Raw genomic sequence first — 25,660 nt, 5'->3', positions numbered from 1 at the left:
TGCACCGAGAGGCGGCCACCTGAAAAGCGAATCGCCACTCGGCAGTGCGGCCGGCAGCTTTCGACCCAAGTTCAGCCATTCCATAGCGAAGGTGGAAATAACTGCTGTTCCTGGAACCTGCCGCTCGCAGTCCATAGCAGGAGTCCGGTGACGCTGATGACGCCACCGGCCATGCACACACCGGCCCAGCCCCAGAGGCTGTACATGAAGGGCGCTATAGCGGCCCCTGTCGCGCTGCCGAGTGAATAGAGCACCATGTACGCGGCGATCGCGCGGCCGGCGGCATCGGGATGACGATCGACGATGAGTGTCTGGCTGGTAACATGCACGGCCTGAACCGCCAGATCGAGTAGCACGATACCGGCGATGAGCCACCACAAGGACAAGTATAACATGGCGATGATGCCCCAGGAGAAACAGAGCAGCAGGAGGGAGGCTCCTGTTACACGCCCCGCATGACCCAAATCGGTGAGACGACCGGCGCTGCGGGCGCCGATCGCGCCTGCTATGCCGACCAGTCCGAACAGGCCGACCTGCGTATGTGACAAACCCGAACCGGGAGCCGTCAGCGGCAGAACCAGGGCGGTCCAGAATGTGCTGAAGGCTGCAAAGATGACGAAGGCAAACGCAGCGCGAAGCCTCAATGTGCGGTCGCCGACGAAAAGGCGCGGCAATGATCGCAGTACCTCGCCATAGCGCTGTTTGCCTGATTGCCTGTCATCTGGAGGCAGCATCCAACTCAGCGCCAGCGCCGCGATCGCGCTGGCTGCAGCGGCCAGCAGATAGACCGCGCGCCAGCCGAGAAGATCGCCGACGCTGCCCGAGATCACCCGTGCAGCCAATATTCCCACGACGACCCCACTCGTGACTTTCCCTAAAACGATGCCGCGTTCTTGCGGCGGTGCGAGTGCTCCGGCGTAGGCCACCAGCGTCTGAACCGTCACGGCCAGCGCGCCGACCATCGAAAGTGACGCGAGCAAGACGGCCGGTGTCGGAGCACATGCGACGGCAACAAGCGCCACAACGGAAAGCCCACTCTGACCCAGGATCAGTCGTCTTCGATCCATGATGTCAGTGAGTGGCACCAGAAAAATGAGACCGATGGCATAGCCAATCTGCGCCAGGGTAACCGCCAATCCGATCTCTGCAGGACGGAAATCAAGGCTCTTGCCGATCAGGTCGAGCAGCGGATGCGCGATATAGACGTTGGCCACCGCGAGACCGGCTGCAAACGCCATGACAGTGGTCGTCCTGCTTGAGAGCGGGGATAGCCTTTCAGAGGCCACGAGAATTCCAGAGGTTGTCATGGTCTTATATCAAGACCAGATAAGGACTTCGATCCAGTTCGAAATCCGGACCACATCTGAAGGACCTTGCCCTTGGTGAAGCGCGTCAGCCTCTCTCATGCCCCATGCCCCGTGGCTCGCGCGCTGGATGTCATCGGCGATTGGTGGTCGCTGCTGATTATCCGCGATGCTATAGAGGGCGTCCGCCGCTTCAGCGCGTTTCAATCCAGCCTTGGTATCGCCAAAGGCATGCTGGCCACCCGTCTGCGGGCATTGATAGAGCGCGGCATCATGACGCAGGCGCCAGCATCCGATGGGAGCGCTTACAGGGACTATGTGCTCACCCCGAAAGGCCAGGCGCTCCATCTGGTGATCGCGGCCCTGCGGCAATGGGGTGAGGAAGAACTCTACGAAACTGACGAAGCCCATTCTGTTCTCGTAGACAAGCACGACTCTTTGCCTGTCGCTCCGCTTATATTGCGCAGCGCCGATGGTCGCACGCTCTACTGGAGCGACACGCAGGTTCAGCGCGTAGGAGACTGATCAGGTTGCTGAATGACCATTCCCGACAAAAGCAGCCGATCAGGGCCTTGAACGCGGCCGAGGGATTTCGTCGGTTGGGATAATAAAAGCACAAAGGCGTCAGCGGTGGCGTCCAGTCTTCCAAGACCCGAACAAGGCGCCCTGCCTTGATGGCAGTACTGTCGGAACCGTCTGAAGGCGGCAACAGAGCGCGAATGATTGGGTTAGCGGTGACAGCCTGGAAATTCGCCCCGCATGAGCGCCTCCTGTTGCCGGGAGTGCGGGCAAGCGGATCGGCAACTTCTGGGTGTGAGTATTGCAAACAGGACATGATCGGCTGAATACCCTCCGCCCTTCTTACTCGACCGACAGTTCGCGATTGCTCCTTCGGCGCGGCTTGAGTTCGCTGACGATCACACCGGCAATGATGAAGGCCGCGCCGAGGATCGCCAGCGGGGCGAGCCTGTCGCCCCCGATCCGGCCTATGACGCCGGCCCAGACAGGCTCGCTGGCGTAGATGATCGTGGCGCGCGTGGGCGATACGGATTTCTGTGCCCAATTCATCGTCAGCTGGATCAGAGCACTTGCGATGCCCAAGCCGATACCGGCGACCAGCCAGACCCAGGAGAACGCCGGAACGCCCTCGCCCGCAATGGGCATCGTCGCGAAGGAGAGCAGTCCGCCCACGAGCAGCTGCACGACGGTGATCCTGGAACTGACCACTTCCGACGCGAACCGCCCAATCAGGAGTATCTCAGCCGCGATCGCTGCGGCGCTGAGGAGCGTGGCGATTTCGCCGCGGCCGAGGCCGAGCTGCCATGCATCCGGGCCAGCAAGGAAGACCAGACCGACGAATGCAAGTGCGATACCGGCCCATGTCAGCGCGCGCGGCGGTCGACGCACCACCAGCCATTGGATGAGTGGCACCATCGGCACATAGAGCGCCGTCAGGAAAGCCGATGTGCTGCTGCTGATCGATTGCAAACCATATGTCTGCAAGCCGTAGCCCAGGAAGATGGTCACGCCGACGGCCGACCCGGCCACCAGCTCCTTCTTCGTGATGCCGCGGAGCGCGCGGCGGAACACGACCATCGTAAGCAAGCCTGCCACGACAAAGCGGAGACCGACGAAGAACAAAGGGCCGGAGTGTCCCACAGCCAGATGCACGATCAGAAACGTCGCCCCCCACATCAGGGTGATCCCGATAAGTGCAGCCTCCTCGCGGCTGAAAAAGGATTTGTGCGTGGTGGATTTGTGCAACATACTGCGCATCTATGAGCAATATATTGCGCAGTCAATCCGATCGTTCCGACGTGCTTTCCCACGTCTCGGATAATCTCAAGCGGCTCCGCCGATTGGCAGGCCTTAGCCAGGCCGCACTCGCGGAGGCGTCGGGCGTAAGCCGCCGGATGATCGTCAATCTGGAGGGGGGCGATACCAATGTCAGCCTGTCCAGCCTGGACAGACTGGCCTGGGCGCTCGGCGTCGACTTCGTGGCGATGGTTGCCGATCCGCAGGTCAGCGCCGAGCGAATTGAAGCACTGACCTGGAGGGGAAGTGACGATGCCAGCAAGGCAGTGCTCCTCGGCAGCGTCCCTGCTGCAGCATCGGCTCAGCTTTGGTCCTGGTCACTCGGGATTGGCGACAGATATGTTGCCGAACCGGATCCGGCAGGCTGGCACGAGATGATCTTCGTATCTGCAGGACGACTTCGAATCGACAAGGCTGACGGGGCAGTCACCATCGATGCGCAGGACTTCGCCATCTACAGCAGCGCGCAGCCGTTTTCCTACACGAACGCGGGCGACGAAATCGTAAGGTTCACGCGCGTCGTCGTCTGTTGAGCATGGACGAGCGGCCACTTGCCAGTAGTGATGAATGCCCGGCAATGACCATATAAGGGCGACAGCGGAACCGTCCTTTTCTGCAGCCGGTATCCGAAGGCAGCCAGCGGCCAACGCGAGTCATTCCCGTCTCATCGAGCGGTCTGGCGGCCGGGCAAGAGTTTCTGTCCGGCCAGCTTGACGAGAGCAGGTTTCCTCTGCGCTTGACCTATCGTCATCGTTCTTTCTTCAGCTTCGATCGATCGCGACGGTCGCGGATATCGAAGGGAGGCGAGCGATAGGACTTTCCTATGGCCGCGATACAGGAATGACGCCTTCTATGCGGAAATGACTGCATTTATCTTGCCGACAACAGATCGATGAGAGGATGCAGCCATGACTATCAGTCTCCTGCCGGACAATCCGGGAGCCTGGACTTATCGCCGTTTCGAGGATCTTTACGCGATCCCGCGCGAAGAGCGCGAGACGTTGCAACTCGAGGCCGTCCGGATCAATTTCGCAAAGCTGCGCAACCGCATCCCGGGCCCTCAAGAAGCTGGCTGACCGCCAGGGCGTGGAGGCGATCGATAAGCTGGAAGACGTGTTGCCGGTCTGCTTCGACCACCGTGTCCTCAAGAACTATCCGATCCAGATCATCGAGAACCGCGATTTCGCCAAGCTGACCGGTTGGCTCGACAAACTGACCGCGCATGACCTCACTCGTGTGGACCTCACGGGTGTCACCACGATCGAGCAGTGGCTGCGGAGGCTCGAGGCTTATGGCATGCTCGTCACTTATTCCAGCGGGACGACCGGGAAGCTGTCTTTCGTGCCCCGTTCCTACGATGAACTCGGGCCGTGGAAGTACCACTTCTTCAGCGTCAATCGCGCGTCGAGCGGCGTGGACCCCTGGACGACCAAGCTGCCGACGTTCTTCCCCGGCTATCGCGGCGGCTATCAGACGATGCTCAAGATGATGAGCCTGTTCAATGTCGAGATGGCAGGCGGCGAGGAGCACTACCACACGCTCTACGACACGCATATTCCGGCCGATCTCATGGCCCTTTCCGGCCGCCTGCAAGCGGCGGAGGACAAGGGTGAGGTGATGAACCTGGGCCTCGACCCTGCCCTGCTCGAGCAGCGCCAGCAGATGCTGGCCCAGGGGCGTAGCCGCGAAGGCGACATGGAGGCCTGGTTCGGCAAGCTCATTCGCGATTATCGCGGGCAGGGAGTGAAGATCGGTGGCACTTTCGCCGACGTCTACCGTGTCGCCAGAGCGGGCCTCGACAAGGGCATGACTTGTGAATTCGCTGCAGAACGCCGGCCACGAGGTTTTTGCGCCGACACTCACCGGATTGGCGGACCGCAGCCATCTGCTGTCCCCGGAGCTGGGTCTCGGGACTCATATCACTGACATTGCCGCTTTGCTCAGGTTCGAAGACCTGCATGACGTTGTTCTGGTCGGTCACAGCTACGGCGGCATGGTCGTCACCGGCGCCGCAGATCGCGAAGCGCATCGGATAGAGCGGCTCGTCTACCTCCACGCAGCGATCCCTCAAGATGGTGAAGCGCTGATCGATGTATCGCCCGGCCTGTTGCTATTGGCCGGGACGACACGCATGGTCGATGGCGTTGAACTGGGACTTTGGCCCGACGCGGCAGCGGGGGAGATATACGGGCTCGGCACTTGTCCGCTCAAGGATTGGGCCCTGGAACGCCTTACGCCGCATCCTTGGAAAACCGTTACCGACAAGGTGATCCTGAACGATCCGGCTCGCCTCGCTCAAATTCCCCGGACGATCGTAAATTGCCCAACATCATTGGCTAATCGGCCGGAAGCGCTGCGCCACCGCTGGTTGCAAGCGGAAACGGTATTGTCGCTCGATACGGGTCATGACGTCATGCTGACGGCGCCGCAGAGCGTAATAGATATCCTGCTTAAAGCCGGATAACGCGTCCGATACATCGTTCTATTTCCCTAGATCACCAGGTCTGATCCCTGCACGAGTGAAAATCGAGCCTTGGGATGGGCGGTTTGGGTGTTTGTCTTAGAATGGCTTTGCTCAAAGCCTGGCCTCTCATGCGGGAACGCTTCAGGTAGTAAGCGCCCCTTTCAGAAAGCTGACGTGACGCCGAACTCGGCGACGACGCGGCGATAGTCGTAAATTTCGATGGTGGAGCGATTGCGCTCCCACTTGAGACGGACCAGCGGCGCGAAACTGCCCAGGTGAAGCGCGCGCAAGGTCGCGGCAATGCTCGCGCTGTAGCGATTCTCGATGCGCCGCTCAGGATAGAGAAACAGGCGCTCGTCCGCTTCGAGATGACTATAGCCAAGCGTACCGACCAGCGTGGTGCGCCCCAGCTCCCGGAAAAGATAAGCCGAGCTTCCACCCATCGACAGCGAGTACCCCGCATCGCGCGCAGACTCGCGAAAGCCGAAGACCTGCACACCCCCACCGAAGCGAGCGCTGAATGCCCGGTCAAAACTGGCCGATACCGTGAAATCGTCCGCCGTCTGCAAGGCATTGCGCTTGTTGCTGACATGCGCGATATTGCCGTCGAGCCGCAACTGCCCGCGTTTGCCGATTGGGTTCTGCCAACTCACCCCGCCGCCCAGGGTCGTGCTGAACAGCTTGCCTCCGTACCAGCGCCGGGCAGGACCAAACGAAAACGTAAGCTGATTGCCGTCCCAGGCATATTGTGGGCCGGCCTGGAGCGCTACGGTGACATCGTTGAAATCCGCATCGCGATAGAGCGTGGCATCCGTGGAAGCGCGTATCAGCAGATCGGTGCCGCGCTCGATTCCGACACGAAGGTAGCCCTGCCCCTGAAGATCCAGGCCGACCCCGGATTTTGCGCGTGCATCGTCGTCGAGCGTGAAGTCTCCGATGACGGTGCCCAGAGTATTCGAGCGGGTGGCACGATTGATATTGCTGTCCGGAGCGAGCGCAATCTCGATCGATCCCCCCAGGGGTTTGCGGGCATTGAGTGCGCGCGAATAGAAGCGCACGAGCTGCTCCACCGCCGACGGTAAGCCCGCCGCCTGTGCCGCACGCAGTTCCTTTCGCGCGCCCGCCATGTTGCCCAGCATCGCCTGCATCCGCGCAAGTTCCAGCCGCACCCGCCCGGCCCCTGGCTTGTCATCCAGAATGCGCCGAAATTCGAGTGCCGCATCACTGTAACGCTTGAGATCGTCGGCGAGCATCATGCCGAGACGGAAGCGCGCCTCCGTTCGCACTTCAATATCGCGGTCCTGCGTGAGCGCCCGATAGGCCGTCTCGGCGGTGGAGAAATCGCCTTGGCCACGCGCGTTATCGGCCAACGCAAAGACTTGCGTCGCCGAGAGATGATCCTGCGCGGAAATCGGCCCTGACAGGACGGCCGTGTCCTGCGCACCCGAACCGGTCGCGATGCCCGCCAGTATCGCCGCGACCAACAGTTTCCGAATTGAAATGTTACACCCCCGTTTGGGCGGCGCTTATCGCAAGAGCACGTTTATTGTCCATATGCTCCTCATCCCACTTGTCGCAGGGGCACACAGTTTCAAATTATTAATGGCGGTTTCACGACGCGACTTGACCTTTCGGACCTCTCGGCCGCATGCGCAAGAAGCGATTACGAAACAGGGGCATACATGAATACTCGGTACTGGACGGCAAGCGCCGTCGCACTGCTATTGCTGTCCGGCTGTGGCGGCGGTTCTGGCGGCGTGAACAGCACGCCAACTCCCGCACCGTCCCCAACTCCAACGCCGACCGCCAATGCGACCATGACCGATCTGAAGGTCAGCCAGACCTTTACCAACGATGCAGCAACACTGAAGGGAACCTGGGACATCCCGACCGGAACCGTAATTGACGGGTCCAGCAAGCCAGCGACCCTGTCGATCCGCTACGATGCGAAAACCGGGTCCTATGCCTTGAACACGGATGCCCGAAACGAGACTTTCGGTACAGCAGACGTGTCCACCCAGGATGCCTACGACACCAGGTACCGTCGGTCAAACGACACCGGTAACGCGTATCTGACACTGGTCAAGCAGGGTTATACGGGCCAGGCGGCCAAGCAATACGTCGCCATGGGGTATTGGCAGAGCAACAGCGTCACCGATGGCCGGCAGTCAACCGAGTTCACGGCATTCACTTACGGTCTGCCCACAGGTTCGGCAGCGGTGCCCCGCACGGGATCCGCTGCCTACGGGATCGACATCTTCGGGCTGGTGACGATGCCGGGTGAAGAACCGATGTCCATGCAGGGCACCGGGAAATTCAGCGTCGATTTCTCACAGGGGATCTTCTCGACCCAGGGGTATACGAGCGAGAGCGGGCTGGTCACCGACAAAGGCGTGTCGGGTGGCGGCATTGAACTGCGCGCCGGTGGCAGCCTGACTTCAGGCGACGGAACCTTTTCAGGAAACGCCGTCTATGGCAGCAGCTACGGCCAAGCCTCCGGAACCATAGCGGGCCGGTTCTACGGCCCCAACGGCGAAGAACTCGGGGCCACGTTCCAGACGGCCAATGCAGGGGGGATGGCAGCCGTCGGCTCGATCGTCGGATCGCGCGATGCGAGCCAAACCGTTGATGCCCAGACGCTGACCGCGCTGACATCAGGGCAGCACTTCTATGCGCGAGGCGGCGGCGGCAGCGGTGGCAGCCTGACGTGGCTGAACTCGGAGACCTTCGACTATGGTGGATATTCGTCCGACATGGTGGGCGGTCGCTTCACGGTCAACGAGAAGGTGGCGAGCAACGATGCCAACTTCAATGCCTACGCCAAGAGCGGAGACAATGGATACGGCCTTCAGCAAGTAAGGTTGGAGCTTTACAAGCCGGGGCCGGCGAACACCGAACTGGCCCTGACTTACGCCTCGTTCGGACACTGGGCAGGTACCCGGGCCGGTTCAACCCAGGATTTCTATTTCACTTACGGCTTCGCGACCGGAAACAACTTCCTCGCAGCACGTACTGGCAAGGCCCGCTACGAAGGCTTGGCATACGGCACCGGGGTCAACAGCAACGCTTCGGCTCGTTACAATGTAAGGGGTACCTCCAGCTTCGACGTCGACTTCGGCACGCAGAAGTTCGGCGGTGCCCTGTCGCTGGCCGGAACTGAACAGACCTCCGGCGCCCGGGCGGATTTCGGCAGCTACGACATGGCAGGCACGCTTTCGGCTTGGGACTCCAGCTTGCAAGGCAATGTGTCGCGCGAGGGCAGGTCCCTGGGTAGCGTCATTGCCCAGTTCTACGGCGCGGATGCGCAGGAACTGGCCGGCACCTTCTACTTCAACGCGCCGGCGGGCAGCGGCGAGGCAAGGGAAGTTGGGATCCAGGGAGCCATCGTCACCAAGCGCCGGTAGTTTTTGCGACCAAGGACGAACAGCCTCACAGCGGGGTTTGCTTTGAGGCTGTTCGTCGGAGATGTCGGCATGCGCTCGTTTGGCGAACCGGCCTCCCCGGCCCCTGTCCTGCCGGAAGACATCCGCATTGCGCGGCCTTCGATGGGGCGTGCTTAAATCGCAATTGATGCGGGTGACCGAAGTGGGCAGGCTGGCCGGAGCGTGATGACCGACAAGCCTGATCCTCGCCGGCCTCGGCCCCATACCAGGACGATCGTCCGAAGAGCCGCGCGACGTCTCGAGCTGCGCTCCTTCGGCCTGCTCCCAGAGCTCTTCAACCATGTCGAGGGCCTGCGTGCTGCCGTCGCCGTCGCGCTCCCCCTCGTGCTGGCCGTGGCGACCGGACGCGCCGGGTTGGGGTGGGCCGTCTTCGCGGCGTTCTGGACGTGCCTTTGCGACTGTCCCGGACCGGATACCCAGCGCCGCCGCCTGCTGGCTATCTTCGTGGGCTGCGGCACCGTCATTTCCTTCGCCGGCTCATGGATCGCCTCGTTCGCGCCCATGGCAGGCATGATCGCGGGGCCGACCATCGTTTTCTGCGCGGTCCTGTGGTCGGCACGTATCCGGTTCGGTGGACTGCTCGGTACGCTGCTCGCGGTCGTCGGCGTGGTGGCCGTCGGTTTCCCGCATCCACCGGCGCAGGCCGCGGTACAAGCCGGCGCCTTTCTCGGTGGTGCGGTCTGGGCCTATCTGCTGATCAATGCGCTATGGCCGATCGACGCCGCCCTGCCGCTTTCCCGCGCATCGGACGCCGTCATCGTGCGCCTGCTCGACATGGCCGAAAGCCTCGTGCAGCTCGGAGACGCGCAGCACCGCGACGATCGCTGGCACCGCGAACATGCGGAACACCGACGCGCGGTACGGCTGGCCATCGAGCGTTTTCGCAGCATGCTGGAACGCTATGGCGAAGACCCTTCGGTCACCGCCCGGTTCGAGCAGGCCTGCGAAGCCTGCGAGACGCTGTTCGGCGCCTTGATCGCGCTGGACCAGGCCTACATCACCAGGGCCGGACGGATCGAGGAGCGCGCCGCCGTCGCCCATGCCTGCAAGACGACCCTGCTGGCCTGGGCCCTCTCTTCCCGCTCCGGCGGACGTCGGCGCGACCCGCTCGATTGGGCCGCGGGCCGGCTGCGGCGCCTTCAGGGCCAACTCACCGATGACCTGTTCATCGGCTGTCTGCGGGCGTTCGAGAGCGCGCTGGAAGGATTGGCCTGCCGCCAATCCGGAACCCATCTACAGGGCAAGGCTGGGCAGGCACGTCCCCTCCACGGAACGTCCCCGGTCGCCCTGCGCCAGGCCGTGCGGCAATCGGTAGGATTGGTCGTCGTCTATCTGTCGGCCATCGTCTTCCAGCTGGGCTATCCTTATTGGGCGGCCATGGCGCTTGTCGTGGTATTGCAGGGCGGCGCCCGGGTGACATGGGCGCGCTGCCTTGAGCGCATCCTGGGCAGCGTGCTGGGCGGGATGCTCGCATGGCTGCTGGTGACTGTGAGCAGCGCTTCACCAGTCCTCGTCATGCTGGCGGTCATCCTGGCGGGCGCGGCGATCGCCATGCGCTCGGTGAACTACACCATCTTCGTCATCTTCCTCACCATGCTTTTCGTGATCGTCGCCGAAATGCTCCAGCCCGGCGCGGGCATCGCCTCATCCCGCATGCTCGACAACGTGATCGGCAGCCTGACGGCGCTGATCGCCGTATTCACCTTGTGGCCCGATTTCGGCGCTTCTCTGAAGAACCGCATCGACGAAGGCATCGACGCCAATCGCGGTTATTTCGAGGCCGTGCGCCGGAACGAGCCGGTTGCCGAAATCGAACAGGCGCGCCGCGGGGCCGGGCTTGCCAGCGTCGAGGCCGAAATCGCCCTGCACGATGTTGGCGGCATGCTGCGCCGACTGTTCCAGTCCGGGCATGGCGGCGAACCGTTGCAGGACCTGCGAAATACCGCGGGCGAAGCCGCGATGGCATGGCACCGGCGGCTGGGCACTCAGGTCCAGTCAACCCCGATCTTTGACGATGGGCGTTTCAATCAAGCTTAGGCATAGCCGAAAGAAGAACTGCTAGGCGTTCAGTTGAAGCACCTGGGCCAGTACGGCAATGGCGATGACATCCGGTTCGCTACCGGTCACACCGGGAAGCCCGATCGGTGCGGTGAGGCGCGCCAAGACATCTTCGCTTACCCCCTCCGCCAGAAGACGCGCCCTGACGCGTGCGATCTTGGTCGACGATCCGATCAGCCCGACGAAGGCCAAAGGCGTTCGCGTCAGGGCGGCAAGGGCCAGACCGTAGTCGAGCGAGTGGTCATGGGTGAGGATGGCGACAGCCGCATCGTCCGGCGCCTCTTCGAGACATTTTGCGATCTGCTCCTCAGAGATCACCGTTACCCCGTCAATTTCGGCCGATTCCGGTCTCGTGTCGAACCAGGCGAGTTGCAGCGGCAGGCCGATCGTGTGCCGGGCGATCGCCCTGCCGATGTGCCCCGCACCGAACAGGTAGAACGGCCTCGGCCGCCTTCCCAGCGGCTCCACCATGCGCGTCCCGGCGCCAGGCAGCTCGCCGCGCGCCGACTGGCGCGTGGCCGTTTCACGCCGGAATATCGCGCGTTCGACCCGAGTTTTCTCCAATGTCGTCACCAGCATGTGCCAGGGCTCGGCATCATGCAGCCAGTCGAGATCGCCTGGATCCAGATGCTCGATGAGTATCCGCATCCGCCCGCCGCAGCACGCATCGAGCCGCCGACCGAGAGGATAGTCCTCCACGCGCCAGTTGCCGGGCGGCAGCGTCAGCAAGGTGCGCGCCTGTTCCAGCACCAGGCGTTCGAGCTCTCCCCCACCGATAGTGCCAAGCTGGCCGCCGGTCGTCACAAGCATGCGCGTCCCTGCCCCGCAGGGTGCTGCCCCTTCCGTCGCCAGTACCGATATGAGCGCAGAGGGCGGCCCGGGAAGGCGCCGCAGCCAGCCGATCCACTGGGTCATGCCGATACCAACCCGGAGCCGGATCGACCGTCGGACTGCCGCACTTCCCGGCATTTAAGAGCGTTGTCATCAGACATCACGCCGCATGTATCCTCTTGGCGAACGTTGCGTTTTTGTCACGATGTTGCGCTTTTGTTTCAAAAATGTGGCACTTTCAAGAATTCTTGTTGCAGTGCAGAGGCAGGCAAGAGAGCTTTCATTTCACCCGAGTTCAGGCGACTTACGAAAGGGTGAAATAATGAATTCCATGCGTTTTCATTTGCATTGCAGCATGGCCGTAATGGCCTTTGTACTTCCTGCCACCGCCTTCGCACAAGATGATCCCGCTTCGACTGACGCTATTATCGTGACCGGTTCGCGCATTCGACAGAACCCACTCGACAATCCCAGTCCCGTCGTCACCGTCAGTAACGAGGACATAGCCAAGACCGGCCTTTCCTCCGTCGCCGATGTGCTGCAACGCCTGCCCAGCGCGGCGGGCGGCCTCAATACCAAGGCCAACAACTCGGGCAATATCGGCAACCCGCAGGACGGCGGCGGCGTAGGTGCCGGCACCAGCGAAATCGACTTGCGCTATCTTCTGGCCAAACGCACGCTCGTGCTGGTGGACGGCATGCGCTACGTGAACGCCACGGCGGCCAGCGGCATCCCCTCCACGGTCGACCTCAACACCATTCCCGCCAGCCAGATCGAACGGATCGAAGTGCTGCAATCGGGGCAGTCGCCGCTCTACGGATCGGACGCGATCGCCGGTGTCGTCAACATCATCACCAAGTCCGAGCAGGAAGGGCTGCGCGCCTCGGGCCAGTTCGGCACCTATCGACAGGGTGACGGGCATACGCAGGATTACAACGTCAGCTACGGGGTGAAGGGCCCGACCACTTCGGTCGTGTTCGGCGCCAGCTACGTGAAGCAGGACAAGGTCAGCACGGCGGACCGTTCGATCTCGCAATTCCCCAACCCCGGCCAGACTTCGTGCCTGGATCCGCGCGGCGGCTGTTCGTCGGCAGCCGTGAACGGGCGCATCGTCTTCAACGAGGGCAATCCATCGCTACCGGCAGGGGGCAGCATAACCCCCCGCAATCCTCCGCTCACCACCCAGGGCGTCTACGATCCGACGCTTACAGGCGGCGATTTCCGCGCCTTCACCGATGCCGACCGCTTCAACTTCTCTCCCTACAACTACTTCCTGACGCCGCAGGAGCGCTATGGCTTCTGGGTCAGCGCCAAGCAGGAACTCACCTCCAACATCACCTTCCGTGCCAAGATGGTCTACAACCATCGCAATTCGCAGAACCAGGCCGCCTTCCTGCCGCTGTTTATCGGGCCGGACGCGGGCAACGGCAACTTGCTCGACACCGTCTCTGTCGATGTGACCAACCCTTACAACCCCTTCGGCATCACGTTGAATTCCGGCGCGAACGGGGAACCGGCAACTTACGGTTTCGTCGCCCGCCGCCTGGTCGAAGCCGGGCAGCGCACTTACACGCAGCGCGTCGACACGATGACCGCCAATGCCGGGCTGGATGGCAGCTTCCATGTGGGTTCGCGCAAGTTCTACTGGGATGTCAACGCCGCTTTCGGCTGGAACGACGCCAAGCAGATCTTCACCGGCAACGTCAACGCCGCGCGGGTAGCGCAGGCACTGGGCCCACTGGCGGACTGCACCGGAGCCTGCGTGCCGCTGAACATCTTCGGCGGCGAAGGTTCGATCACGCAGGCCATGCTCGACTACATCTCGTTCACCGAGCGAGACCGGTCCAGCCAGCGCATGCAGGACTATACCGCCAACCTCACCGGTGACTTGTTCGACTTACCTGCGGGCCCGGTCGGCATCGCGGTCGGCTATGAGCACCGCTACCAGTTCGGCTCGTTCACGCCCGATCCGATCATCCAGGCGGGGCTCGGCGCAGACATTCCCGCGCAGGCCGCGGCAGGCAGCTACAATTCGGATGAGTTCTACGGCGAATTGCGCGTGCCGATCCTGAAGGACACCCCGTTCTTCCAGCTGCTGGAAGCCGACGGCGCGGTACGCCACGCCAATTACTCGACCAGCGGATCCAGCACGACGTTCACCGCGACCGGCCTGTGGAAGCCGGTCTCCGACCTGCTGCTGCGCGCCAGCTATGCCGAAGGGTTCCGCGCTCCAGCGATCGGCGAACTGTTCGGCGCCCAGTCCCGCGCCGACGCCCCGATCGACGACCCCTGCACCAACGTCGCCGGATCGCTGTGGCAAAGTTCCGCCACGGTGCGTACGAACTGCATCGCCAACGGCGTTCCCGCCAGCGGCAGCTATCAGGAGCCGCAGGGCGGCCAGATCGGCACGCTGACCGGCGGCAACGACCAGCTCAAGCCGGAAACCAGCAAGACCCTGCTCTTCGGCGGTGTCTATAGCCCGTCCTGGGCACGCGGCGGCATTGCCCGCAATCTCAGCCTCGAAGTCAATTACTACGACATCAAGGTGAGCGACGCGATTTCGGCCATCAACCCGCAAGTCACCCTGTCGCGCTGCGCCGAACTGGGCGATCCCAGCGCCTGCGCCAATGTGGTGCGCACGCCCAGCGGCATCATCTCGCGCGTGGTCGGCCTGCTGCAGAACATCGGCAGCATTCGCACGCAGGGTATCGACGTCAGCCTGAACTACACCTCGCCCGATACCGGCGCGGGCACGTTCGGCCTGTCGTTCAATGCCAACCGACTGCTCAAGTATACAGAGACGTTCCCCACGGCGGACGGTTCGGCCACGATCAGCTACAAGGGCACCACGCGCGGTTTCCCGGATCAGTCCTATCCCAAGTTCAAGGGCACCGGCATCCTCTCGTGGTCCATCGCCGGCATCGATGCCTCGTTCACCGGCCGCTACATCGACAGCGTGACCGAGAGCGACGGCCACAAGATGAACAGCCGGTTCTACGGCGACGTCCAGCTTGGCTATACACCCAGCTTCATGGACAGCGCCTTCACCTTCACGCTGGGCGTGGTCAACTTGTTCAACACCGATCCGCCGCCGTGCAACACCTGCACGGGCCCGAACTACGATCCCACCACCTACGACGTGCCTGGCCAGTTCGGCTACTTGCGCGTTTCGGTGAAGATGTAAGCACGGATCCGGGCGCCGGTGCCAGATGCACCGGCGCCCGGCGCCTATTGCCCGCGAAGCGACATTGCAGCAGCGGAAACTGACCCCCGGCCCTGATGCGCTGGCCGCAAAATGCAGGCCGCTCCCAATTCAGCCCGCGGGATGCCGCCCGTGCATCTCGGCGGTCACCACTGCCGCCGCCGCACATAACCGCTGCGCGCAGGCTTCGATCTTGCGCGGATCGAGGTCGGTCGGCAGCCCCGTCACCACCAGTTGGAATGCCACCGTTGCCGCCGGCGAGAACACCGGGGCAGCCATGTAGCTGACGCCTGCCTCCTCCGCCCGCGCGAGGTCGACCAGCTGGATCTCGTCCGCCGAGAGCTGCCCGATCAGTTCGTGCACCCGCGTCCAATAGGCATCGTCGCGGACCTGATCGCTGGCCGTCACCAAGACCTGGCGGCTGGCCGCGGCGCCCGGGCCATTCGCGCAGACGGCATAACCGCGCGCACGGATCAGCGGCAACGCATCGCGCAAATGATCGAGCACGGAAGCCGCCATGAAGGGCCGAGCCTTGCCAATGTAGTCGTCGATCAGCGTCTGCTCGCCCCAGGCGACGTGGCACAGCCCGACCGGAGGCATGAGCGGGCGCCGTTCTCCCACGCGCGTGAGCCCAAGGTGGGATTGCGGCCTGCCTTCCTTGACCAGCACCACGATCTCTTCGTCCGCAAGGCAATTCGCGCTGCATTGCATATCCAGCTCGGCCGCGAGCCGCGCCAGCTCTCGCCGCGCGATCTCGATGCCCTGGTGGCCGGCAATGGCGGCCTGGCCGATGGCGACGAGCGATAGGCCGAGCGAATAGGTCCGGTGCTTCTCATGGCGCGAGAGAAACTGCCCGGCGGCCATCGTCGTCAGCAGGCGATGCGCCGATCCATTGCTGAGCCCGACGTGCCGGGCGATCTCTGCCAGAGTGAAACGCTCGGTCGGATGGGCGGCCAGGAATTTGAGGACATCCATGACGCGCGTGGTGGGGTTCGACGGATCGGACAATGAGACGGCTCCAACCATCGCCAAGGCGGCGTTGACTTGGATGACACCCTGACACATCATTCCAGCATTATCCAGTGTCGTTCCATTATTGGAATAACGGGAGATGTCCATGAGCAAGGTCTCCAAGAACGTCGCCTTCGCCCAGAGCGCCGTCGGGGCGGAATATCCGTCGATCCCGGCCGTGCGTCAGCGCGAACTCGACATCGCGGGCAAAGTGGTGGTCATAACCGGCGCCAGCCGGGGGATGGGCAAGCAGGCGGCGCTCGACTTCGCGCAGCGCGGCGCCAGGGTCGTGCTTGCCGCAAGGACCGTTGGAACGGATGCCTCGCTGCCCGGCACGATCGGCGAGACGCTCGCGGCCATCGAGGCCGCCGGCGGCGAGGCCATCGCGGTAGCGACAGACCTTGCCGAAGAGGCCGATCTGCGCGCGCTGATCGATGCGGCCATGGCGCGCTTCGGCGGCGTCGACATATTGGTCAACAATGCCGCTGCCACCACCGGCGACATCTGGGGCAAGCCCTTTCTCGACCTCACGCGCGAGGAATGGCTCTACCAGTTCGCGGTCAACGTCCATGCCCCCTTCACGCTGACGCAGCTGGTGGTTCCGATCATGGAAGCCCGCGGCGGCGGACGCATCATCAACTTGTCCACGGGCAGCGGTGAAGTCTTTCGTCAGCCGGAAGAGCTGCCCAAGCTGGGCGCCGTCGGCGGCTTCAGCCTGGCCGTGCCGGGATACTATTCCAGCAAGCGCGCGCTCGACCGCTTCGGCAACGCCATGGCGCCCGAGCTGCACGCCCGCAACATCGCCATTATCGGCCTTCATCCGGGGCTTGTCGCCACCGAACTGGTCGCCATCCGCGTCAAGGAGCGCGGGCTTGATGACAGTGTGGCCGTGCCCATGACGGTGCCTGCGCGCATGATGGTCTACTTCGCGGCCTGCGAAAATCCATGGGAATATACTGGTCGCCTGTTCTGGGCGGAGCGTGAACTGGAAGGACTGGGCATCCCGCTCGCCTGAACAGCCTGAGAAAAAACGGGCCTAGGCAATATGCCCCAGAACGAACTTCACGCGCTCAGCAATCGATGACAGGGGCAGCGTGACAAGAGCATAGCCCAGCGCCGAGTAGGTCTCCACCATGCCATGAAAGGTCGCCTCGGCCTCGGCCAGCGTCTGCTTGCGTTCCTCGTCCTGCCGGAAAATCGCGGGCCATGGCGGGGCCACGAAGACTTTGGGGGCATATCGCCGCAGTTCGGCCGCGCGCATTGCGGGCGCCGGAACGGGCAATCCGCAAAGTCTGAGGTAGCCGATCACGTCGGGGATGCCGCGATCGAAGAGCACGGTGCCGGGACTGGCTGCAGCTTCGCGGTGCGAGCGCATTTCCCAGTTGAGCATCAATGCCGCGAAGGCCGCACGATCCGCCCAGGGGAGAGCTTCGCCGCCGATATCGACCTGGTCCTGGATAATGGCTCTGCCCGCCTCCGGCATGTGCCGGAACCCTTCGGCGGCCAGGGCCTGGATCAGGCTGGTCTTGCCCGAGCCAGGACCGCCGGTGATGACATGGAGATGATCGGTCATGTGTTCGATGTTCCGTTCGAGATTGGCTAGAGGATAGCGCAAGCGACGGTCGGCCGACACCGGCGCGGCCCTCAGAATGATCCCCGCTTTTCGAAATCCGGCCTTGCGCAAGGCGTTGCTCCCCCGGCTGGCTCCGTCCTAGAACTCCCCCCTTCGATGTTTGCTGATGGACCGCTGCCCATGACGATCTTCACCGGCCTCTCCGCCTTTCCGCTCACCCCGGCCGACGAAAACGGTATCGTCGATACCGATGCTCTGGGCTTGCTGGTGGACCGGCTGGCGGGTGCGGGCGTCGATTCCATCGGCGTGCTGGGCAGCACAGGCACTTATGCCTATCTCGACCGCGACCAGAGAAACCGCGCCGCCGTCGCAGCGGTGGAGGCAGCCGGTGGCCGTGTGCCTGTCGTAGTCGGCGTGGGCGCCTTGCGCACCTCCTGGACCTGCAAACTGGCCGCCGCGGCCGAACGGGCCGGAGCGAGCGGGCTGCTGCTGGCGCCCATGTCCTATGCCAAGCTGACCGAACGGGAAGTGGCGGATCATTTCAAGGCCGCCGCGGGCAGCACCGCCCTGCCGCTTTGCATCTACAACAATCCGGGCACGACCAATTTCACCTTCTCCCACGGGCTGATCGCCGCGCTGTCTCACGTCGACGGGATCGCCGCCGTGAAAATGCCGCCACTGGAAAGCGGGGACTACGCAGGCGAGATCGCCGAGCTTCGCGCCTCGGCGCCGGAGGATTTTCAGATCGGCTACAGCGGAGACTGGTGCGCCGCGCCGGCTTTCCTGGCAGGTGCGGATGCCTGGCACAGCGTGATTGCCGGGATCCTCCCCGCCCCCGCGCTTCGACTGGCGCAGGCCGCCCGCAATGGCGACCAGGCCGAGACCGCCCGCCTGCAAGCGGCCTTCGCGCCGATGTGGTCCCTGTTCCAGCAGCATGGTAGCCTGAGGCTCATCTACGGGATAGCCGAAGTGCTGGGACTTCCGGCGGGCAGGCCGCCGCTCCCCTTGCAGGCCTTCACCGGCGCAAACCGCGTCGATGGGCTGGAAGAGGCCATGGAGCGCATGACTTCGATCTGAGGCCCGGCCGCGACAGCCCATACCGAGGCAGGCTCCCGCTCACGTCCGAATGTGGTTCCACACGCTGGAAATGACCACGGACCCCTCCCCTACCGAGGATGCGACGCGCTTCACCGACCTCGCCCGAACGTCGCCTACCGCAAAGATGCCCGGACAGGAGGTGGCGTAAGGCGAGCTTCCGCCAACGCTCTCGCCCGTCTGCACGAAACCGCAGTTGTCGAGAGTGATGAGATCCGCCAGCCACTCCGTGTTCGGCGCGGCGCCGACCATGATGAACAGCGCGCAAGCGGGATGCTCGCGAGTGCCCTGCGCGTCGCGGATGGTCACGGATTCCAGCTTACCATCCCCGTGAACCGCCACGACTTCGCACTGGTAGTCGATCGAGACCGCGGGGTCGGCCTGGAGCCGACTGGACAGGTAGTTGGACATGGATGCCGCCAGCGTGCCGCCCCGCACCACCACGTTCACATGGGCCGAGGACCGGCTGAGGAACATCGCCGCCTGCCCCGCCGAGTTGCCGCCGCCGATCACCACGGTCGGTGCATTCCGGCAGAAACGCGCCTCGTTCTCGGTGGCGGCGTAGTAGACGCCCTTGCCCTCCAGCTCCGCCAGGCCATCGATGGGCAGGCGGCGGTACTGGACACCCGTGGCGACGACGACCGCTCCGGCCCGCACCCGCTGGCCGTTGTCGAACGTGGCGCAGAACTGCTTGTCCTCCAGCCGGTCCAGCTTCACGACACGCCGCGGCATGGCGAAGCGCGTCCCGAACTTCATCGCCTGAACTTCGCCGCGCCACACGAGATCGGCGCCGGAAATGCCGGTGGGAAAGCCCATGTAGTTCTCGATGCGACTGGAGGTTCCGGCCTGACCGCCGATGGCCGTATCTTCCACCACCAGTGCCCGCAGGCCTTCGGCTCCGGCATAGACACCGGCCGCAACGCCGGCAGGCCCGCCGCCGACGATGACGACATCGAATTCCTCGTCGTCCACCAGTTCCCGGTTGAGACCCAGCAGGCGCGCCACTTTGTCCGGCGTGGGGTCCGCCACGACATTGTTGCGCCCGAAAATGACGGCAGGGGTGTCTTCCGAAACGGAGCAGCTTGTGGCGACGAGCCGAGCATCCTCGCTGCCCAGCGCGTAGCTGGTATAAGGAAAGCGATTGCGGCTGGCGAATTCCGCGATCCGGCGGATAGACGCGTCTTCGTCCTCCCCGATCAGCACCAGCATCCCGTCACCGGCATCGAGCTGCCGCCGCCGCCGCGCGGCGAGCACGGTGATGATGATGTCGGACATTTCCGGAATTTCCGACATGAGCCGCAACATCACCGGCCTCGGCACTTCGATGACCTTCGTGTCGCTGACCGTCCGCATCGGCAGGGACCAGCTGCCGCCGTCCAGGAAGGACATTTCCCCCATGAACTGCGTCGGCCCGAGCGTCGATGGAACGTGCCGCTCCCGGGTGAACGGGTTCACGACCTCGATCTCCCCTTCCTCAACATAGACGAACCGGTCGACCGGATCGCCCGTATCGACGATGAGCGTGCCCGCGGCATATTCCACCTCGGATCCGGCCTCGCGAAGGGCGGCGACGTGGGAGGCTGCCAGGGGCACCCGCTGCATCTCGCGAAGATCTCTGCCTATGGTTTCCAGGACGTGTCTCCAGCTTCACGGATCGGGCGTGCTCGCTAGTCCCTGACATGCGGCTTCCCGCGATCCTTGGCAACCTTCGGGCGACGATCCGATCCCTGGCCATGCCGGCCGCCGCCCACGCGGCTCTCATGACCGCCTTGGGCGACCGGACGCCTTGCACAGCAGGCGGGGCCGACTAAGTTGGCCCGGACGTGCCGCGCTGTAGAGCGCCCTGCCAGCTTCGGCCCCCTCGGCCGCCAACCGGAGAAGATCATGGACCTCACTGGACGCGAACTGAGATCGACGATCGAGGACGGCAGACTCACCCTGTCGCTGGAGGACGTTCGCATCGACGAACCTGCCGACGACGAGATCGTCGTGCGCGTGGAGGCCACACCGATCAATCCGAGCGATCTCGGCCTGCTCCTCGGCCCGGCGGATGTCTCCACCATGGAAAAGCTCGAAGGCGATCGCCCGCGTCTGCGTTTCGCCATTCCGGAGAGCCGCATGTCCGCCGTATCCGGCCGGCTTGGCCAGTCGATGTCCGTCGGCAACGAAGGGGCCGGCATCGTCGTGGCAGCGGGCGGCAGCGCGGCGGCGCTGAAGGGCAAACGGGTCGGCATGATCGGCGGCGGCATGTTCGCCGACTATCGCCGCATCAAGGCCAGCGACGTGATCCCCCTGCCCGATGGCGCGACTTCGGCCCAGGGCGCCTCGATGTTCGTCAACCCGCTGACGGCCCTGGGCTTCGTCGAAACGGCCCGGCGCGAAGGGCACAAGGCCATCGTTCATACCGCAGCGGCCTCTAACCTGGGGCAGATGCTGCAGAAGATCTGCCTCCACGACGGCATCCCCCTGGTCAATATCGTCCGCTCCGAGCAGCAGGCCGACATTCTGCGCAAGATCGGCGCCGAGCACATCGTCAACAGCCAGGACGAGGACTTCGGCGCCCGCCTGGCCGAGGCCGTCGAGCAGACCGGCGCCACCGTCGCTTTCGATGCCATCGGCGGCGGCACGCTTCCCGGCACGATCCTCCAGGCCATGGAACGGGCTTCGTTGAAGCGGATGACGGAATACAGCCGTTACGGCTCCATGGAGTTCAAGCAGCTCTATATCTACGGCGCCCTGGACCCCTCCCCCACGGTGCTGAACCGCCTTGCCTTCGGGTTCCAGTGGGGCGTCTCGGGCTGGCTGCTCTTCCCCTTCCTCCAGAAAGCCGGTCCCGAAGTGGCGATGAAGCTGCGCAGCCGCGTGGTGGCGGAACTCGATACGACTTTCGCCAGCCATTATTCCCGCGTCATCGGCCTGGCCCAGGCGCTCGATCCCGACGTGCTGCGCGTCTACGAGCGCAAGGCGACGGGCGAGAAGTTCCTGATCGATCCGAGCCTCGGCTGAAGCCTGTCGGCATGGCGGTCAGCGGGTGCCGAACAGCGGCAAGGCCGCTTCCTCTTCCTCGGGCTTGTCGAAGTTCGAAACGGTAACGCCCACCAGGCGTATGCCCTTGTCGGTCGGGAGGACGGAGCGGATCAGCGCGAGGCTCGCCTCGCGCAAGTCCTCGTGACGGCGGACGACGCCGGGCTGGGTGCGGCTGCGGGTGATGAGCTGGAAATCGCCGTACTTGACCTTGACCGTCACCGTGCGTCCGAAGGCCTGCGCCCGCTCGCACCAGGCCCAGACATCGTCAGCCTGACCGAGCACACCGGCCTCGATCTCGGCGTCGAGCGTGAGATCCCGATCGAACGTGGTTTCCGAGCCGGAGGACTTGCGCTCACGATCCGGATTGACCGGCCGCTCGTCTATGCCGCGCGCGATGCGGAAGTACCATTCGGCGGAGCTTCCGAAATGCCGCTGCAGGAATTCCAGCGACTTGACGCGCAAGTCTGCGCCCGTTTCGATGCCCAGGCGCTCCATCTTGGCCGCCGTGACCGGCCCCACGCCGTGGAAGCGCTTCACCGGCAGCGTCTCCACCCAGTCCGCCCCCATGTCGGGCGTCACCGCGAACTGCCCGTTCGGCTTGCGCTGGTCCGACGCCAGCTTGGCGAGAAACTTGTTGTAGGAAATGCCCGCCGAAGCGGTCAGCCCGGTTTCCTCCAGGATGCGCGCGCGGATCTCCTTTGCGGTCTTCCACGCGGTGGGAAGGCCGCGGCGATTGGCGGTGACATCGAGATAAGCCTCATCGAGCGAGAGCGGCTGGACGAGATCGGTATAGTCCGAAAAGATCGCGTGGATCTGCCGCGACACGGCCTTGTAGACGTCGAAACGCGGCGGCACGAACAGCAGGTCCGGGCAGCGGCGCAGCGCCGTGACCGATGGCAGCGCAGAGCGCACGCCGAACTTGCGCGCCTCATAACTGGCCGCCGCCACCACGCCCCGCGCAGCAGCATGGCCGACCGCCACGGGCTTTCCCCGCAGTGCAGGATCGTCCCGCTGCTCGACCGACGCAAAGAATGCGTCCATGTCGACGTGAATGATCTTCCTGTCCGCAGCATCCGGCATATGGGGGGCCTAGCACTGCGCGAACAAAATGTGAACACATGACGTGCCCGGACTGTTCGATCCGTCGGATTTCCGGCACGGCTGCCTTTTCGTCGGCAAGCGAAAGGCGCAGGCAATACCTATCTCACCGACTATCTCGGGAACATCGCTGCCCCGTTGGAGCCGACCATGACGATCCTTGACGCGCGCGCCATTACACGCACGATCGACTGCCCGTTCGATGCGGCCTATGCCTTCGCATCCCTGCCTGAAAACTTTCCGGAATGGGCCTCCGGCATGTCATCCTCGCTGCACCGGGACGGCGCGCGCTGGCTGGCCGAAACGCCCGCAGGCACGGCCACCGTGCGGTTCAGTCCGCCCAATGCTTTCGGCGTGCTCGATCACTGGGTATCCCTGCCCGGCAAGCCGGAAATCTACATACCCCTGCGCCTCGTCGCCAATGGCGAGGGGACCGAAGTTGTCTTCCTGCTGTTTCGTCAGCCCGGCATGTCCGACGAGGACTTCTTTGCGGACGCCGCCACGGTCACGAAGGATCTCAAGGCGCTCAAACGCCTGCTGGAGGGGGAAAGCGCCGAATGGCGAGATCGACCGGAACGGTGATAAGGTTACGCATCCGGCCAGGCGGGGGACGACAGGGTGACATCGAAAGATCAAGCGGTGAGCGAGAACCAGGCACTGCCCGTCATCGTCACCGAGCGGCTGACCTTGCGCGGGCGGACGCCTGACGATGCCGAAGCCCTGTTCCCGGCGATGTCCGATCCGGGGATCATGACATGGTGGTCCCGAGCGCCTTTTGCCGGCCCGCGCGAACTGCGCGAGGATTTCGGGTTGGAGAAAGCCGGATCGTGGCGAACCTGGGCGATCCTGGAGACTGGAAGCCGCCATGCCATCGGCTTCGTCTCGGCCGGGAGCAAGCGGCAAGGTGTCAGCGAGATCGGCTATCTCCTCTCGCGGGAGGCGCAGGGCCGCGGGATCGGCCGCGAGGCCGTGGCCGCCGTGATCGGACAGCTTTTCGCGGAGGGCCAGCGGCGCGTCTTCGCCGATACCGACCCCGACAATCGCGGTTCGATTGCCCTGCTGGAAAGCCTGGGCTTCCGGCTCGAAGGCCATCTGCGCGGCGAATGGCACACTCACATCGGCATTCGCGATTCGCTGATCTTTGGCCTGCTCGCCTCGGAATGGCACGGCTAAACGGAGCGGATAGCCCGGCCCTATCCGTTCAGCAGCTGATCGCCGATCGATGCGTCGAAATGGGCGGTCATGGCCGCAGCCGCCGCGTCCGGATCACGGTCGGCAATGGCCTGGGCGATGCGGCGGTGGAGACTGAGGATCGCCGCCTTCTCCTCCTCGGTCCGCCGGGTATCCCAGGCGCGCGGCACGGCGAACTCCATCTGCGGCTCGAAAGAGCGGACGATCTGGCTGAACAGGAAATTGCCCGAGGCGGCCGCGATCACCTGGTGGAAGGCGGTATCGAAGGCCGTTATCTGTGCCATGTTGCCATCGGCGCGGGCCATGGATTCCGAGAGAGCGAGGATCTGCTCGGCCTGAAGGTCGCTGCGCTTCTCGGCCGCCAGCGCGGCGATGCGGACTTCGACGGTGCGGCGCACGTCCCATACTTCGGCCACGCTGATCTGCGATGTCGCCACGGCATGGTCCAGCGAGGTGCCGATCACCGAGCCGTCGATCGCACCGACGCGGGGACGTCGGCCATTGCCCACGTCGATCAGGCGCAGGGCAGCCAATGCGCCGAAAGCCTCACGCATGACGGCGCGACTGACACCGAGATCGGCAGCGAACTGCCCCTCACCCGGCAGGGTATCGCCCACCTTGAGGTCGTTCGAACGGATATGACCGCGCACGGCCTGAACCGCCTGCTCCACCAGCGAGCCGCCGCCCTCCGCCATTCGCCCTTCCAGCGTCCGTGTCGTCACGCGGCCAGTCTCCCTGCGCGGTAGTAAGTGGGCGCCTGCCCGAACTTGCGGGCGAAGGCGCGGGTGAAACTGGCATTGTTGAGATAGCCGCAGCGATAGCCGATGGAAGAGACCGGCAGATCGGTGGACAGCAGCATCTGTCCCGCCCGGCGCAGCCGTTGATCGGCAAGGGCGTCGGCCACGCTGCAATCGAACATCTCGCGGAAACCGCGGGTGAGCTTGGCGCGGTTGAGACCGGCTGCGCGGGCGATCATGTCGAGCGTCAACTTTTCCGCCCAGCGTTCCTCGATGATGCGGCGCGCGGCCAGAAGCCGGCGGGTATCGGCGCTGGAAATTACGCGGTCCTGGCTGACGGGCACGAGATCGCCCTGCCCTTGCGCGCGCAGGATATCGCAAAGCAGTTCGATGCTCTTGGCCAGACGATAAGGCGTGCGCGCCATTTCCGGCAGGTCGCAATCGCGAATGGCCAGGGCTATGGCCCGCAAGTCTGCCGGGAGGTGATGGAGCGCACCGTCGGCGGGCAGCGAGGCCGCGCCCAGGATCCGCTCGCAAGCGGCGCGTGCCACCAGCAGGATCACCCGTTCCTGCCGCTCGGCGTCCAGAGACGGGCAATCGGGGGCGGCCAGGTAGCGCAAGGTCGCTGCTATGCCCGCAGAGCCAAACGTGACCACGAAAGCGACCGGCGCGGCTGGGGACGACAGCGCATCGAGCGGCAGCACGGGGCCTGCTCCAACCAGACTGACCATTTCCGGCGACACTTCGATCGCAGCCATTGGGGATTCGTTTTCCATCGCCCCTCCTCTCCTTCTGGCAAGATAACCTATCT

The 25,660-nt window shown here is 63.9% G+C and carries 23 protein-coding genes and 1 pseudogene; 13 read left to right on the top strand and 11 right to left on the bottom strand.

Annotated features, from left to right (window positions below; translation table 11 throughout):
* Positions 1-71: 71 nt before the first annotated feature.
* Positions 72-1,238, bottom strand: a complete 1,167-nt coding sequence (locus EDF58_RS11535; RefSeq protein ID WP_207912931.1) for an MFS transporter — start codon at positions 1,236-1,238, stop codon at positions 72-74.
* 144 nt (positions 1,239-1,382) lie between these two features.
* Here EDF58_RS11535 and EDF58_RS11530 point away from each other — a divergent pair, with 144 nt between their 5' ends.
* Positions 1,383-1,829, top strand: a complete 447-nt coding sequence (locus EDF58_RS11530) for a helix-turn-helix domain-containing protein (RefSeq protein WP_243654238.1) — start codon at positions 1,383-1,385, stop codon at positions 1,827-1,829.
* Here the strand turns inward: EDF58_RS11530 and EDF58_RS26335 are convergent.
* Together EDF58_RS26335 and EDF58_RS11520 are read right to left on the bottom strand one after the other, a co-directional pair.
* Positions 1,759-1,980 (bottom strand): annotated as a pseudogene (locus EDF58_RS26335) (hypothetical protein); the annotation flags it as partial. The gene EDF58_RS11530 and the pseudogene EDF58_RS26335 sit on opposite strands and share 71 nt — an antisense overlap.
* Positions 1,981-2,165: 185 nt before the next feature.
* Entirely contained in the window at positions 2,166-3,071 is a 906-nt protein-coding gene (locus tag EDF58_RS11520) for a DMT family transporter (protein ID WP_132265570.1), read from the bottom strand.
* Between the two features lie 23 nt (positions 3,072-3,094).
* On the opposite strand from EDF58_RS11520, the gene EDF58_RS11515 reads away from it, so the two are divergent.
* From EDF58_RS11515 to EDF58_RS11505, 4 genes are all read left to right on the top strand, one after another.
* Positions 3,095-3,652: an XRE family transcriptional regulator gene (locus EDF58_RS11515; protein WP_243654199.1), complete on the top strand. Its 558-nt coding sequence runs from the start codon at positions 3,095-3,097 to the stop codon at positions 3,650-3,652.
* A gap of 375 nt (positions 3,653-4,027) precedes the next feature.
* Complete coding sequence (locus tag EDF58_RS25840) at positions 4,028-4,195, top strand: hypothetical protein (protein ID WP_165921381.1); 168 nt, start codon at positions 4,028-4,030, stop codon at positions 4,193-4,195.
* A gap of 10 nt (positions 4,196-4,205) precedes the next feature.
* On the top strand, positions 4,206-5,045 hold the full coding sequence (locus EDF58_RS11510) for a hypothetical protein (RefSeq protein WP_132265566.1): 840 nt from the start codon (positions 4,206-4,208) through the stop codon (positions 5,043-5,045).
* The gene (locus tag EDF58_RS11505) at positions 4,933-5,583 is read left to right on the top strand and encodes an alpha/beta hydrolase (RefSeq protein ID WP_132265565.1); all 651 of its coding nucleotides are present in this window, start codon (positions 4,933-4,935) and stop codon (positions 5,581-5,583) included. Before EDF58_RS11510 ends, EDF58_RS11505 begins: the two co-directional genes overlap by 113 nt.
* Before the next feature lie 161 nt (positions 5,584-5,744).
* Here the strand turns inward: EDF58_RS11505 and EDF58_RS11500 are convergent, their stop codons facing one another.
* On the bottom strand, positions 5,745-7,067 hold the full coding sequence (locus tag EDF58_RS11500) for a surface lipoprotein assembly modifier (RefSeq protein WP_243654198.1): 1,323 nt from the start codon (positions 7,065-7,067) through the stop codon (positions 5,745-5,747).
* A 198-nt stretch (positions 7,068-7,265) separates the two neighbouring features.
* Here EDF58_RS11500 and EDF58_RS11495 point away from each other — a divergent pair, with 198 nt between their 5' ends.
* Both EDF58_RS11495 and EDF58_RS11490 read left to right on the top strand, forming a co-directional pair.
* Entirely contained in the window at positions 7,266-8,987 is a 1,722-nt protein-coding gene (locus EDF58_RS11495) for a transferrin-binding protein-like solute binding protein (RefSeq protein ID WP_132265563.1), read from the top strand.
* Between the two features lie 204 nt (positions 8,988-9,191).
* Positions 9,192-11,063, top strand: coding sequence for an FUSC family protein (locus EDF58_RS11490; protein WP_132265561.1), 1,872 nt, complete (start codon positions 9,192-9,194; stop codon positions 11,061-11,063).
* A 21-nt stretch (positions 11,064-11,084) separates the two neighbouring features.
* Here EDF58_RS11490 and xdhC read toward each other — a convergent pair whose 3' ends face one another.
* Positions 11,085-11,999, bottom strand: a complete 915-nt coding sequence (gene xdhC, locus EDF58_RS11485; protein ID WP_132265559.1) for a xanthine dehydrogenase accessory protein XdhC — start codon at positions 11,997-11,999, stop codon at positions 11,085-11,087.
* Between the two features lie 346 nt (positions 12,000-12,345).
* On the opposite strand from xdhC, the gene EDF58_RS11480 reads away from it, so the two are divergent.
* The gene (locus EDF58_RS11480; RefSeq protein ID WP_347812887.1) at positions 12,346-15,099 is read left to right on the top strand and encodes a TonB-dependent receptor; all 2,754 of its coding nucleotides are present in this window, start codon (positions 12,346-12,348) and stop codon (positions 15,097-15,099) included.
* A 129-nt stretch (positions 15,100-15,228) separates the two neighbouring features.
* On the opposite strand, the gene EDF58_RS11475 is transcribed toward EDF58_RS11480, so the two are convergent.
* Positions 15,229-16,236: a helix-turn-helix domain-containing protein gene (locus EDF58_RS11475; protein WP_243654237.1), complete on the bottom strand. Its 1,008-nt coding sequence runs from the start codon at positions 16,234-16,236 to the stop codon at positions 15,229-15,231.
* On the opposite strand from EDF58_RS11475, the gene EDF58_RS11470 reads away from it, so the two are divergent.
* Positions 16,235-17,143 carry an SDR family NAD(P)-dependent oxidoreductase gene (locus EDF58_RS11470; protein ID WP_132265553.1) on the top strand — a complete coding sequence of 303 codons (909 nt, stop codon included), beginning with the start codon at positions 16,235-16,237 and terminating at the stop codon, positions 17,141-17,143. The genes EDF58_RS11475 and EDF58_RS11470 overlap by 2 nt on opposite strands.
* Positions 17,144-17,164: 21 nt before the next feature.
* Here the strand turns inward: EDF58_RS11470 and EDF58_RS11465 are convergent, their stop codons facing one another.
* Positions 17,165-17,701, bottom strand: a complete 537-nt coding sequence (locus tag EDF58_RS11465) for an AAA family ATPase (protein ID WP_132266183.1) — start codon at positions 17,699-17,701, stop codon at positions 17,165-17,167.
* Positions 17,702-17,881: 180 nt separating this feature from the next.
* On the opposite strand from EDF58_RS11465, the gene EDF58_RS11460 reads away from it, so the two are divergent.
* A complete protein-coding gene (locus tag EDF58_RS11460) occupies positions 17,882-18,778 on the top strand; it encodes a dihydrodipicolinate synthase family protein (protein WP_132265551.1) in 897 nt (298 codons plus the stop codon).
* A gap of 39 nt (positions 18,779-18,817) precedes the next feature.
* On the opposite strand, the gene EDF58_RS11455 is transcribed toward EDF58_RS11460, so the two are convergent.
* Positions 18,818-20,428, bottom strand: coding sequence for a cyclic nucleotide-binding domain-containing thioredoxin-disulfide reductase (locus tag EDF58_RS11455; RefSeq protein WP_132265549.1), 1,611 nt, complete (start codon positions 20,426-20,428; stop codon positions 18,818-18,820).
* 252 nt (positions 20,429-20,680) lie between these two features.
* Between EDF58_RS11455 and EDF58_RS11450 the strand changes: the two genes are divergently transcribed.
* On the top strand, positions 20,681-21,802 hold the full coding sequence (locus EDF58_RS11450) for a zinc-binding dehydrogenase (RefSeq protein ID WP_132265547.1): 1,122 nt from the start codon (positions 20,681-20,683) through the stop codon (positions 21,800-21,802).
* 18 nt (positions 21,803-21,820) lie between these two features.
* Here the strand turns inward: EDF58_RS11450 and dinB are convergent, their stop codons facing one another.
* Positions 21,821-22,903 (bottom strand): DNA polymerase IV, encoded by a 1,083-nt coding sequence (dinB, locus tag EDF58_RS11445; protein ID WP_132265545.1) that lies wholly within the window; start codon positions 22,901-22,903, stop codon positions 21,821-21,823.
* A gap of 168 nt (positions 22,904-23,071) precedes the next feature.
* Between dinB and EDF58_RS11440 the strand changes: the two genes are divergently transcribed.
* Complete coding sequence (locus EDF58_RS11440) at positions 23,072-23,503, top strand: SRPBCC family protein (protein ID WP_132265543.1); 432 nt, start codon at positions 23,072-23,074, stop codon at positions 23,501-23,503.
* A gap of 57 nt (positions 23,504-23,560) precedes the next feature.
* Entirely contained in the window at positions 23,561-24,094 is a 534-nt protein-coding gene (locus tag EDF58_RS11435; protein WP_132265541.1) for a GNAT family protein, read from the top strand.
* A gap of 20 nt (positions 24,095-24,114) precedes the next feature.
* On the opposite strand, the gene EDF58_RS11430 is transcribed toward EDF58_RS11435, so the two are convergent.
* Together EDF58_RS11430 and EDF58_RS11425 are read right to left on the bottom strand one after the other, a co-directional pair.
* Entirely contained in the window at positions 24,115-24,834 is a 720-nt protein-coding gene (locus tag EDF58_RS11430; protein WP_243654196.1) for an FCD domain-containing protein, read from the bottom strand.
* Positions 24,831-25,607 (bottom strand): AraC family transcriptional regulator, encoded by a 777-nt coding sequence (locus EDF58_RS11425; protein ID WP_132266180.1) that lies wholly within the window; start codon positions 25,605-25,607, stop codon positions 24,831-24,833. Before EDF58_RS11425 ends, EDF58_RS11430 begins: the two co-directional genes overlap by 4 nt.
* Between the last annotated feature and the right edge of the window lie 53 nt (positions 25,608-25,660).

Origin of the sequence: Novosphingobium sp. PhB57, from assembly GCF_004342985.1 — a bacterium.
Taxonomy (GTDB): domain Bacteria; phylum Pseudomonadota; class Alphaproteobacteria; order Sphingomonadales; family Sphingomonadaceae; genus Novosphingobium.
Note: the sequence above shows the minus strand (reverse complement) of the source record. Positions and strands in the feature narration are given on the sequence as shown.